Consider the following 12,990-nt stretch of genomic DNA (forward strand, 5'->3'; position numbering starts at 1 on the left):
CCATTGGATGATAAGCGTTCCACGAGCACGGGGAGTAATGTTATGTATTACGGGCACCATGGTGTATATGCGGTACTTTGTATTTTTGTTGTTCAATATAGATACTATGTTCTCGGTAGGTACTTGGAAGTACCTACCGTACTTCTAAGTAAGTATAGCACTTTGAAGTGCGTACTTAACAGTTTGCTATGTGTAGCACATAATATCATCAAGGAATGACAAATGGAATATTTTTAATCCATTTGCTGACTAATCCATAGGAAAAAGGAGTAGATACGAATGAAAACACTCGTTATTGTAACTCACCCTAACATAGAGACTTCTCGCATTAACAAACAATGGGCAGAGGAATTGCGAAAACATCCTGAGTTAGTAACTGTGCACGAGCTTTACAGCACCTATCCAGATGGAAAAATTGATGTAGAACGGGAGCAGAAGCTAATTGAAGCACATGACAGTATTGTCCTTCAATTTCCATTGTACTGGTACAGCTCTCCGCCTCTATTGAAACAGTGGTTTGATGAGGTTTTCACGTATGCTTGGGCGTATGGTTCTACAGGAGATAAGCTTCGTAATAGAAAGTTGGGGCTTGCAATATCATTGGGTGGAAAAGAATCCGATTTTGGGGATGATGGAGCTATTCCGTTTACGATTAATGAAATTACCATACCGTTTCAAGCAACATGCAGTTATACAGGGATGAAATTCCTCCCTATATTTACAGTGTATGGAGCGGAGTATCATCTGTCGGACGAACAAATCGGGCAAAGTGCGGTTAATTATGTAAAGTATATTGAAGAACAAGTGCATGCTATTGAAAAGGCACAAGTATAAAAAATAGAAGCTGTATCGTGAATCATCCATGAGCTTTATAAATATGAAGAGATCGATTTTTCATAAATTATCATTTGTATGAATGCCAATTTAGCACGGTTTCGAGCTAAGTTGGTTTTTTTATTATAAGAATGAAGCAACTTATTGTGATTATTAAAATAGGATGTACCGGCATTTTGGATGTGGGTGAAAGTCGGTGCTGCATTCATATTTCGAAAGTAGCTTTGACTACTATTTTTGAAGGCACTATTGGACAAAGAAACTACAAAAATAGAACGTTGCAACTATTTTAAATCATGTCTTTCACTCCGATGTTATATTACAAAGGTTAATTTAACCTTTCACCCTATCATTTAACATTCGAGAGGAGAGTCATCCATGAACAAAAATGTTTGGGCAGCACTCTGTGTCACCTCCTTATTATCAAGCCTCGCCGGTCCAATTGCATACGCTAATCAAGGATCGCCCACGGCAAGTGTGTCTAGCTCCTTGTCCGAAATGGTGGCACAGCCACCCGTCACAGATTCTGTCTACAGGGAGTTCCGTGCTTCTCAGGAGCGTCTAGCTACACCTAATCGTTTAACTACCCGAAGTGCTGTTCGACATGAATCTGTAGCTCAAGATCTTGAGTTACTTTACCGCGACTTATCTCATATTCCTACTCAGACAGGTTCCTATACGGGGGGCGTTAGTGCGTTGACTGAGGATGCGTTTGTGGTAGCGGCCTCAACGACAACGACTCCATTTATTGCGGGTGCACGCTTTGGCCAAGGTCGAGTCATTGCCGCAGGTGATGAAGACTTCATTAACCTCTCTCGCAATGACAGCAGCGAGATGGCAATTGTTACGCGCAATCTTTTATTATGGCTGACGGAGCAAGGGCAAAGCCAAACTGGACCGAGCCGTGTTACACGTTATGAGGATGCGCTTCAAGGAAAAGGAAAGCTGCGTATTTACTCGAAAGGAAATGTACCTGTTCACCCTGCGCTCCCGATTCACAATGTAAGCGTAGCGTCATGGACGGGGCAGCCATTGGATCCGGCGACTACTCCCGTAGCTATCGTTAACGCAACCATTACCGAAGCAGAAGCATATGTGCTGGAGCAGTATGTGCGTGAAGGTGGCAATGTTGTTGTTGCATTAAAGGGCTGGGTCCTTCAAAGTTACCCAGAGTATTATATTCCAAACGTTCAGGGAGCAGCCAAGCTGAGTATGCACTATCCTGTACAAAGGCTGCTGAATACATTTGGTTTGAGCTTACTTGATAACACGGCTGTGTCGGATGGAACGGGTTCACCAAGACTTTCAGAAGAACAATCTCGCAGCTATCAAATGAATTGCCTATTAACGCAAATGAAAGCTGTAGAGGAAAATAGATTGAATGCGGAGGACCTTGCTGTAGGTGAGCCAGCAGCTAGTGCTGAGGATAAGCTTGCGCTTGCATCCGATTTGCTTCGCCTTACATTTACTTCGCTTACAGATCGCGCGGAACTAAGCTATACGCTGGATCAAGAATCCGAGCGTCTGCAGCAAGCAATCACCTTACCGTTCGATGTAAAGAGTAAGCCATATTCTAGTGCTATATTGTCTTATTCGTTTAATCATACCTCTCTAGACATAAATCAAAAAAAGTCACCGTTAGCCGATCAGTTTCCGGGCAAAGTGGATAATCAGGCGCCGCGTGTAAATGATCAACGCGTTACAGTAAATTTTGATTATTATCCAGCCAATGAGCTTCGCATGTATGCGGCTCCTGTACCATGGGTTAGCACAGGCCTATATGCGCCTGCTGGTGAGGATATCACCATAGATGTACCCGCGGGAACACCATCATTGGATATTATGGTAGGCACGCATACAGATACTTTACTAGATCAGGAAAGCTGGGACCGCGCGCCGATTGTTTCATTGAGACACACTTTGCAGCCAGGGAAAAATCGAGTAAACAACCCGTATGGTGGCTTGATTTATTTTATTCCAGCGCAATCTCAAGCAGTTCAAGCGGATGTAAATGTTAGTGGCGCAGTTCGTGCACCTTATTTTGACCTTGCAAAGACGAACGAAAAAGAATGGAAAGAATCCATTCGATACTTAGGCGCGCCCTGGGCTGAACTTCGTGGCGAACGAATTTTGGTAACGGTTCCTGCCGATGAGATTCGCCATTTAGAGAATCCGACAGAGCTGCTGCAAACGTGGGACGACTTACTTGATCAATTTGACAAGCTAAACGGTACAGGGCAGAATAAGCCGCTTCCACATCGTGCCTACCATTTGCCTTTCCATCTTGTAGCTGATAAACAGATTAGCGGCGGCTACATGCATGCTGGAGCACCGATTATGTATCATATTGGCGTGGATTCACGTGATGCTGTCAGCATCGAAGGGTTAAAAAATAACTGGGGCTTCTGGCACGAAATTGGGCACAACTATCAACAAGATCCTTGGACGTGGAAGGACAATACAGAAGTGACGGTTAATATATTCTCTCTTTATGCCCAACAATATTTCGGAAAGCCGTCTCGCCTGCTTGAAAAAGATTACACTGGCAAATCAGCCTATGATTATGCGAATGCTTACATCGCGCTTCCTGATGGTGCAAAACGTTATGGGGACTCGAAGCAGCTCGATCTCATCCCTCAGCTCGTTATGATCAAGCAGTTGCAAATGGCATATGGCTGGGATTTCTACACGGAGCTGTTCACCGCATATCGCGAACTGCCGCGAGCGCAGTTGCCTGAAGATGAGCAACAGGAAAAAGATTTGTTTGTCGTCATGGCCTCGAAGCACAGCGGCACGAATTTGCTGCCATTCTTTGAAAAATGGGGCTTCCCATTTACAGATCATGCTCGTGTACAGGTAAACGCAATGCAGCTGCCAGCTTTGAAAGAGCAAATATGGCTGTATCGTGAAGATGTCCCTATAAAGCCAACACCTAAGCCTGACACAGAAACAGCAGGTGATGGAAATGCTGAAGTTGTGACGCCTTCCGTACCTGCATGGCAGCCGAATAAAGCATATGTAAAAGGGAATCAAGTGTCTTACGAAGGGAAAGTCTATGAGGCAAAATGGTGGACGCGTGGGGAAGTTCCTGGAAAGCATGTACAAAATGAATGGCGGTCGGCATGGAAAGTAGTTAAGTAAGAAAATGGTAGTGGTTCTTAAGAACAAATCTTGTTGAAAATATTGGAATGGATAAAATTGTGCTATATAATACACTTCGATAACGATACTATGTTGCCGGGGTGAACAAATACGTATGACACGATCTTTTAGACGCAAGTCATGGTTAGCGGTATGCAGTATGTTAGCTGCTCTATTTGTTATGCTGCCAGTGGCTCAAGCTGCTGCTGTTGTAGCGGATACACAATGGATGCGACAAGTGTGGGATGAATATAGAGCCTATAATAAGAAAACAGCAGCCGAGTATGAGAGTTATCAGGATTCCATAGACGATGCTTATAGGCAATATCTCGAGCGAAGTCATCAGCAGTACGAGCAGTTGCTCGATAAGGTGAACAAGGATTTGCAGAAATGGGATAACTATTTTGAGGCGGATATTAAGGCGTTAAAGAAAAAGTACAGTAAAAATAAAAAAATGCTGCGAAAAATAGAAAACTATGAACGTGCAGTTGATCAGGGGCGTTTGCATGATGCAATGAACAAATATGCGAGAGCCAGTGATCCAGACGTGATGCACAGCTTGATGTGGAATTACGAGACAGCAATTGATGAGAATCGTTTGCATAGCCCGATGTGGAAGTACTATCGTGACATTGATCCAGATGTACTTCACAGTTCTGCGTGGAAACTCAACAACACCGTAGATGAAGATCATTTGCATAGTCCAATGTGGAAATTAAAGCGTGGGTCTGATAAAGATTCATTGCATAGCCCTGTCTGGAAACATAATAGAGGCGACAGCACGTTAGAGGAGGCAAAAAAGCAGTATGCCGATCTTCATGAAGAAGAAGTAAAAGCTGTAACAGATGATTCTGCGGATGCTAAGGAAGCTATCGCTCTTACGATTAAACGTACGAGTAAGGATATAAGCGTACAAAATACAGCAACGATTCGTGGTCTGGAGAAGCAGCGTGAGACGTCATTGAAGGAAGTGTCTGAGCTGCGTAGGAAAATAACGGGCAAAGGTCTTACGTGGAAGCCTCTGCTTATAGTACCTCCTCCAAAAACGAAGAAATAACGATTAATAAAAAAACGCGGCTGTTCGCATAACTTTTATGCGGCAGCCGGCGTTTCTGTGTTAGGCAGCTTGAGTGCTGTTGTTGGATGATGTAACGATGTCTTGTGAGTTTTCTTTAACTCCATTAAAGACAAGATTGAGTATAATAGCTGTAAATGTTCCTGCCACAATTCCGTTTCCAGTCAAAATTTGCACCATCTCAGGCAGTCTAGCGAACATAGTTGGTACCGTTGTAACACCGAGCCCCATGCCGACGGAACAAGCGATAATGAGCAAGTTCTCATGGCGGTTCAAGTCAACTTGAGAACCGAGCATGCGCAATCCGGAGGAGACGACCATGCCGAACATGGCAACCATGGCGCCGCCAAGGACGGACTTTGGAATCAATGTCGTAATAGCAGCGATCTTTGGTACAAAGCCGAGCAGGATAAGGAAAATTCCTGCCACCACGATTACGTCACGCGTTTTCACGCGGCTCATTTGCAGCAAGCCGACGTTTTGTGAATAGGTCGTGTAAGGAAAGGCATTGAATATACCGCCAAGCATGATGGCTAAGCCTTCTGCGCGATAGCCTCGCGCCAAGTCTTTGCTAGTTAGTTCACGCTCTGTTATTTTACCAAGTGCAAGGAATACGCCTGTTGATTCAGCAACACTGACAATGGCAACGATAATCATCGTAATAATAGCGGTAGCATTGAACTCTGGCATCCCAAAGTAGAACGGCTTCACCATATGGAACCAACTTGCATCCTGTACTTCAGCGAAGCTGACTTTTCCCATTAGGATAGCAGCTATCGTTCCAGCTACAAGCCCAACAAGAATGGACACTGCACGTAGAAATCCGGTCGACAGCTTGTTCATTAAGACGATAAACAGAAGTACCCCGAACCCAAGCATTAAATTTTCCCCGCTGCCGAAATCCGGAGAACCAATCCCTCCAGCTAGATCGTTGAATGCGACTGGTATAAGCGTAACCCCGATAATGGTCACAACTGATCCTGTAACGATAGGGGGAAAGAAGCGAATGAGCTTTCCGAATATACCACTAAGTAAAATAATAAATAGTCCGGATACGATAATCGCACCGTAAATATAGCTAACACCGAACTCCTTGCCAATTGCAATCATGGGCATAACGGCTTGGAAGGCACAACCGAGAACAACGGGAAGTCCGATGCCGAACCAGCCAAACTTCCATACTTGCAGCAAAGTAGCAACGCCGCACATAAGCAGATCAATGGCGACGAGGTAGGTTAATTGTTCCGTTGTAAATCCTAAAGCTCCACCTACAATGAGGGGGACGATAACTGCACCTGCATACATGGCTAGCACATGCTGTATGCCAAGTGAAATCGTCTTAGCTGGATGTCGGTGACGGGCGAATACTCGATCTTCTGTAGACATGAGGAACAATTCTCCTTTATCTCTCTGCAAATTTAGAAACTAGTTAATATAACGAAAACGATGTTAACATTCAAATTTATTGAGGTGCAATCCTTATTCTTCTATGAACTGGACACTGCTGTCATGTAAGGAGGCGATTCGTGCTAGTGATTCTACCCGATAGCCAGCTTCAATTAGAGTGTGGCGTCCCGTTTGGAACGATTTCTCAATGACAATGCCGATACCAGCCACTTTAGCGCCTACTTGCTCCGTAATGCGTGCTAATCCTTGAGCAGCTTCACCCACCGCAAGGAAGTCATCAATAATTAGGACATTATCATCAGGCGACAAGTACTTGCGCGATACCGTAACATCATTCGTTACTTCTTTGGTAAAGGAATGAACTCTTTCCACGATCAAATCTTCACGCAAGGTAAGCGACTTCTGCTTGCGGGCAAATACAAGCGGAACATTCAAGGTCAGAGCCGTCATTAGAGCAGGTGCAATTCCTGATGATTCAATGGTCAATACTTTCGTAATTTTGTCTTCAGCAAAGCGGCGGGCAAATTCTTCGCCCATCTCTTTCATTAATTGCGGGTCCATTTGATGATTTAAAAAGGAATCGACTTTGAGCACCGTATCGCTCAGTACGATACCTTCGGATACAATTTTGTCTTTTAAACTTTTCATGCTGCGTTATCCTCCTCGTTGTGGACGTATCAATAACAAAAAGCCCGATAGCACTGGCACGTATATGCCGGTCTATCGGGCTGCGGGAACTTTCAATCGTAACATACAGATGAACAACCGAGTAAGGGGATGCTTGCGCAATACTGTAATCGTTACGCGTACAGTTATCGGCATCATTACTCTGTATGGAGTTCATCGTTGTACTCAGGCATATGCGATGCATATGCCATGAAAGTTTAACCCCGTAGTCCGATCATTTACGGTGACCAGGTAGAGACATGCAGGCCAATTCCTGCACATATACGTGAGTTTAACAATATATTGTTCGGGATTTCCGTGAAATACAAGTTCAAACAGAGATTTTTAAACAACCCTGTTCACTTATTTATTAAAAAGTATACTGCAAACGAAGGAATGAGGAAAGAGCACATTTTCAGGAATAATTGTACAGCTTCCAATCTTTCTAAATAGAAGAAATATGATACAGTAGTAATGCTAGACATGGGAGTATATTCATTAAGACAAATATAGATATAGAAAATAACAATAGAACGATGGAATGGAGATAGCAGTTCAGGAGAGGAGCTTACTAATGGTTGAAATGTCCACGCAGCGTGCAAAAGCAGCACATTTGCATGCGAATCGGGCCGAGCGTTTTCGCACCTTGCAGTTTCGCTATTTGTGTATTTACATGTTTATGATCTACACGCCAGCTGCAGCGATACAATCATTTTTCCCTTTGTATTATCGGGATTCGGGATATACGGATGCGATGTATGGTCTGCAAAATGCACTGCTTCCTATCGTAGGCATGATCGGAAGCTTTTTGTTTGGCCTAATCAGCGATAAGCGATCGCGAATTAAATCGATTTTAATGACAATTATGCTATTGCTAATGGTGGTCATTTACTTTATTTTTCACGTTTCATCGTTGTGGCTTATGATGGGACTTGTACTATTGTTTCAATTTTTATGGGCGCCGGTGTCGTCTTTAACAGATAGTATGGTCATGCTCTCAGCGAAGCATCTGAATCAGACGTTTGCAACGATACGCGGCTTCGGAGCAGCGGGATTCGCTGTTGCAGCTGGAATTATTGGCTGGATATTGGATTTGCTTCCCGGACAATCAACGATGGGATGGATTGTGATAGGCTTAATTGGATGCACTTGGCTGACGCTTTGCTTGATACGAGATCCTCGATCTCCTCAATATGTACATAGCGAACAGGAGAAAGAATCAGTGAAGGAGAAGAAAGCTGGACAAGGCATAGCAAAAGAAGACGTGCGTATCCGCGATCTCGCTCCTTATGTCATGACACCAAGGTTTATGTTCTTTATCGCTGCGATGATTGTTTATCAGATGACATTTTCATTTAACGATCAATATTTCGGATTTCTTATACGCGAACTAAATGGTACGTCCGTTCATATCGGTCTAGGGTGGATGCTGCCAGCGGCTGTTGAAGTAGCTATTTTCCTATATCTTGGACGTAGTAGGCATCGGTTGCGTCCACTGCCAATGCTAGCGATTTCAGCCGTTATTTTCTCCGTTCGATCTTTCATTTTAGCTTGGACGGATTCGCTGGTCGTAGTGATGCTGCTGCAAGCTGTGCAAGGGATAGCGATTGCTTTCTTCTTTATTTACGTAGCAGAATATATGATGGAAACGATACCGGATAAGTTTCGAGCCAGTGGCCAGGCAGTGCTGCAGATGATCATGAGTATTGGTGCAGCGGTAACAGGCAGTGTCATTGGGGCGTATTTGTATCATCACTATGGTTTAGAGGGCCTGTTCGTGACAGGCGGATGGTTGCTCATTATCTCAATTGGCATTTTTCTATGGGCCGAACGGCTGGAGCGTAACTATGCTGCAAAATGATAGGTTGCCTGTTGAAGACTAATGATATCGCTTATATACTAGGATCAAAAGACTAGTTTCCGCAAAAGGCACGGCCTATCTACGACTATGATAGGTGAAACCAATCTATAACTCGTTTATCTAGTTGAAATAAGATAAGGAGTGTGGCAAACGATGAATGAAAGTAATCAAAGTGCGTATTCGATTCGCAAACATACATTAGAATGGCGTCGCGAGCATGTGACTTTACGAGGAATCGTCACTATGCCAGTCACGGATCATTCCGTCCCAGCCATTATATTCGGGCATGGATTTACTGGACATAAAGCGGAAGCTAACTTCATGTTCAAGCGGTTGAGTGATGAGCTGGCCAAGCGGGGCTACGCGACTGTTCGCTTCGATTTCGCAGGAAGTGGAGAAAGCGATGGCGAGTTCGTTGACATGACAGTTTCTACAGAAGTGCAGGACATGCTGGCAGTATGGGATGCCGTTCAAGTGATGGAAGGAATTAATCCGAAGCGTGTTAGTTTGCTTGGGTTTAGTCTAGGTGGAGTTGTTTCCCTGTTAGCAGCTGAACAGCTTGGTGATGAGTTGGATCGCTTGATGTTGTTGTGTCCGGCGCTTGGCTTCCAGGATATATTGGCAAGAGATTTGCAAGGGGAGAAATTGCATCATCTGCTGCAGCATGGTTGTGTGGAATTGTATGGACAGAAGATCGGTCAGGGCTTGTTTGATGACCGTGCTGCACTCCGTATTCTTGATGCTGCTGCACAAATTCATACACCTGCACTTATTATACATGGTACGAATGATAGTGTAGTACCGCCTTATACAACTTATAGGCTGCACCACTTTTTGAGTGGATCGCGACTCAGATGGATTGATGGAGCTGATCACGTGTTTGGTCAATCCGTGCACGCTGTTCAACTTTTGGAGGAGCTTATTGATTTCTTACAGTTAGAAACAAGTTAGCTATAATTCGTCCATTGAAACTTTAATTTGTCTACTTTTAGAACAGGTAAATATTAGGGCAAAATATAAATAAGGTTGATAGGGTTGTTGAATGGGATTATATTTCCATTCGGCACTGTCTGATTTCCGGCAGGACAGGTAACCTACTCAAATGTGTGTTGACACGTTCGTATCCCCCGATATCGAATGAAGGAACACACGGCGGCGAAAGCGCATTTGTTGAGGAGCAAATGCGCTTTTTTGCTTTTTCGTTTTATAGAAGCGTGCCTATTTATATTATGATTATGTCGAAATTTGACCGATTTCAGTATGAATATATATGCAACATTCGTATAAATCATAGATATTAAGCGGAGGATGTTGTATAAAGAAATATATGAAATACAGAAATGGAAAAGGAGTGGCAGAGATTATGCAATACACTGCTATAAAAAAAGAATTTAAACATGTAGGATATCATCCTGGCCGTTATTTGCACATTGCTGATGTAACGACTCGTGTTGTTGATTTTGATCATAAAGAGATCGAACGTGTGGATCAAGTCGTCATTGGTTCTGATGAGCCTATGATTACACAACAGGTTGGTGAGGAAGCTCGTATCAAGTTAGTCGAAGAGCATCCTGATTTTCAATTTTACCGTGAGGTGGAAGTTGCTGAAGTAATTATGGTAGAAGCATTTGACCGTGAACTAGCCGAACAATCCTAGTACGAAAGATGCACATGAACACCTTGTCCAGCTGAATAATGGGCAAGGTGAACGGCCTGGTTTACGAATATATAATGCTTGAATACATACATTTTTGCCAAGAAAAACCGATATATAGTACAAGAGAATCATTGCAGATATCGATAACGACATAGTTGGATAGGAACCTATACATAGTTAAGGGAGATGTAACACTATGAAATTCGTTTCAATGTTGCGACGAATGATGCAGGGCATTAAGCTTAGGCCGATTGCCTCTTATGCGAAATATCGTCCCTCAAGGTCTGTAGGAACTAGGCTGTTTCTCATGTTTGTCGTCAGTATTATGGTATTCGTAAGTGCAGTCGGCATTGTATCGTATTATGTTTCTAGACAGGCTATTGAGCAAAAAGTGTCTGAAACGAGCTACCAGACGATTACGCAAGCGGTAGAGAAAATGGACGTCGTTCTCAATACCTATTCCAAAATGAGTATGCAGATTATGGTTGATCCTAACTTGACGGATTGGGTTAAGAACTATTTGTCCGCACCAGAACATTCTTACGAACAAGTTCAAGCTATGAAAAATATTCGCGAAACGCTGCAAGGTTATACAGCAGGTCATAATGCACTTGAGGATATTTACTTGATCCCTGTTGGCACGAATGACAAAGCATTCTCTACGGAAACGACGGTGCAGCTGTCCGATGAGGTCAAAAACTCAACTTGGATGCAGCAGGTAGTGAAAAATCAAGGTCGAGCGGTTTGGTCGGATACGCTGTTAACTGGTGTAAATAAATCTCATGAACCGACTATTGTTGTTTCTCGTTTGATGACGGATCTATTCGCCAAGCAGCAAAAATTCGTCGTTGTTGTTGAAATACATATGCAATCGCTTGCTGAAATGTTCAATACGATCAATATGGGGGAAGGCACTAGCTTATCGCTTGTGAATCGTAATGGACAATTTATTTACCATCCAGACGCGGCATTGGTAACAAAGTCTGCTCCAGAATGGCTCGTTCCAGCTGACAAAGAACAAGAAAAGTGGTCGGGAACGGAGCATGTTCTCTCAAGTGACAACACGGATTTACTGAAGGTATATCATGAGTCGAAGGAGAACAAATGGACAGCTATTGGAACGATCCCAGTGGATGTGTTGGTTGAAGATGCAGAGGTCATTCTCATCGTCACCTTCGTCAGTATTATCGTAGCTGCTATATTTGCAATGGTTATTGGCTTCGCTGCTACACGCATGATTGCTTCACCGCTCACTGTGCTGCGCAACTTGATGAGTCGAGCGGCAGACGGCCAGCTTACCGTTCGTGCAACTGTAAACTCCAAGGATGAGATCGGTGAGCTTTCCGGTGGATTTAATCAAATGATGGAACAGATTACAGAGCTCATGAAGCGCACGGATAGCAGCGCTCGGCATGTATTGGATACCGCTCAGCAGTTGACTCATGCATCCAAGAGCACTGGGGTTGCTGCTGAAGAAATTGCATTGGCTACGGAAGAGATTGCAAAAGGGGCGCTTAGTCTAGCCTCAGAAGCAGAACGTGGACATGATCTGACTCAGCAGATGGCAGCGCAAACCCAACTTGTTGTTCATGCAAATGAGAAGATGGAGCAGTCTGCCAACCTTGTGCAGCAATCGAGTAGGCTTGGTGCATCTTATATGTCTTCACTTAAGGAGCGTACGGATGCGGTAGAAGATACGATTCGATTGTTAACGAATCGAGTGAATGAATTAAGCAACAGTACGGCATCGATACGCAATGTGTTGAAGGTGCTTCAAGATATGACGAAGCAGACGAATATATTATCATTGAATGCAACGATTGAGGCAGCTCGTGCAGGTGCAGCCGGCAGAGGCTTTAGAGTTGTCGCGGATGAAATCCATAACTTGGCGGATCAATCCAGACAATCTATCAACATGGTTGCGAATATCACACAGCGGATTGAACAAGAAATGAAGGACACGGTTGAGACGCTTCATGAAGCATTCCCAACGTTCCAGTTGCAGAAGGAAGCGGTTCAGGAAACGGATGAAATCTTCAAGCAAGTAGGTCAACGGATGACGGATATGAATGTACATTTAGATGAAGTGGGCCAATCTGTTGAAGAACTCCATCGTGTACAAAGTGTAATTGTTGACGCGATGAGTAATGTAAGTGCTGTATCGGAAGAGTCTTCTGCTACGTCTGAAGAAGTGGCATCACTTAGTCAGGAGCAGCTTAACGTATCCAAGCAGCTTATCGGCTTGTCGAATCAGCTTGAATCGGTATCCAATGAGCTGCAGCAGTCACTGTCGCAATTCCAGTATCATTCAGAGGAAGAGCAGGTTTGCCATCTTTAATAGTATAAGCA

At 43.8% G+C, this 12,990-nt stretch carries 9 protein-coding genes and 1 riboswitch; of the genes, 7 read left to right on the top strand and 2 right to left on the bottom strand.

Going from position 1 to position 12,990, the window contains the following annotated elements:
- Positions 1 to 279 precede the first annotated feature (279 nt).
- The 3 genes from FPZ44_RS01945 to FPZ44_RS01955 all read left to right on the top strand — a co-directional run bounded on the left by FPZ44_RS01945 (position 280) and on the right by FPZ44_RS01955 (position 5,032).
- Positions 280 to 834: an NAD(P)H-dependent oxidoreductase gene (locus FPZ44_RS01945; RefSeq protein ID WP_144986892.1), complete on the top strand. Its 555-nt coding sequence runs from the start codon at positions 280 to 282 to the stop codon at positions 832 to 834.
- Positions 835 to 1,212: 378 nt separating this feature from the next.
- Positions 1,213 to 3,975 (top strand): M60 family metallopeptidase, encoded by a 2,763-nt coding sequence (locus FPZ44_RS01950; protein ID WP_144986894.1) that lies wholly within the window; start codon positions 1,213 to 1,215, stop codon positions 3,973 to 3,975.
- A gap of 115 nt (positions 3,976 to 4,090) precedes the next feature.
- Positions 4,091 to 5,032, top strand: coding sequence for a hypothetical protein (locus FPZ44_RS01955; protein ID WP_144986896.1), 942 nt, complete (start codon positions 4,091 to 4,093; stop codon positions 5,030 to 5,032).
- Between the two features lie 60 nt (positions 5,033 to 5,092).
- Here the strand turns inward: FPZ44_RS01955 and FPZ44_RS01960 are convergent, their stop codons facing one another.
- On the bottom strand, positions 5,093 to 6,436 hold the full coding sequence (locus FPZ44_RS01960) for a nucleobase:cation symporter-2 family protein (RefSeq protein WP_144986898.1): 1,344 nt from the start codon (positions 6,434 to 6,436) through the stop codon (positions 5,093 to 5,095).
- Between the two features lie 93 nt (positions 6,437 to 6,529).
- Positions 6,530 to 7,105: a xanthine phosphoribosyltransferase gene (locus FPZ44_RS01965; protein WP_144986901.1), complete on the bottom strand. Its 576-nt coding sequence runs from the start codon at positions 7,103 to 7,105 to the stop codon at positions 6,530 to 6,532.
- Positions 7,106 to 7,330: 225 nt separating this feature from the next.
- Positions 7,331 to 7,431: riboswitch (purine riboswitch) on the bottom strand.
- 266 nt (positions 7,432 to 7,697) lie between these two features.
- Between FPZ44_RS01965 and FPZ44_RS01970 the strand changes: the two genes are divergently transcribed.
- The 4 genes from FPZ44_RS01970 to FPZ44_RS01985 all read left to right on the top strand — a co-directional run bounded on the left by FPZ44_RS01970 (position 7,698) and on the right by FPZ44_RS01985 (position 12,979).
- Positions 7,698 to 8,984 carry an MFS transporter gene (locus FPZ44_RS01970; protein ID WP_261378170.1) on the top strand — a complete coding sequence of 429 codons (1,287 nt, stop codon included), beginning with the start codon at positions 7,698 to 7,700 and terminating at the stop codon, positions 8,982 to 8,984.
- Positions 8,985 to 9,137: 153 nt separating this feature from the next.
- Positions 9,138 to 9,935, top strand: a complete 798-nt coding sequence (locus FPZ44_RS01975) for an alpha/beta hydrolase family protein (protein ID WP_144986903.1) — start codon at positions 9,138 to 9,140, stop codon at positions 9,933 to 9,935.
- A 412-nt stretch (positions 9,936 to 10,347) separates the two neighbouring features.
- A complete protein-coding gene (locus FPZ44_RS01980; protein ID WP_186785879.1) occupies positions 10,348 to 10,641 on the top strand; it encodes a hypothetical protein in 294 nt (97 codons plus the stop codon).
- 196 nt (positions 10,642 to 10,837) lie between these two features.
- Positions 10,838 to 12,979, top strand: a complete 2,142-nt coding sequence (locus tag FPZ44_RS01985; protein WP_144986905.1) for a methyl-accepting chemotaxis protein — start codon at positions 10,838 to 10,840, stop codon at positions 12,977 to 12,979.
- Positions 12,980 to 12,990: the final 11 nt, after the last annotated feature.

Source organism: Paenibacillus agilis (genome assembly GCF_007786455.1).
Lineage (GTDB): Bacteria > Bacillota > Bacilli > Paenibacillales > Paenibacillaceae > Paenibacillus_B > Paenibacillus_B agilis.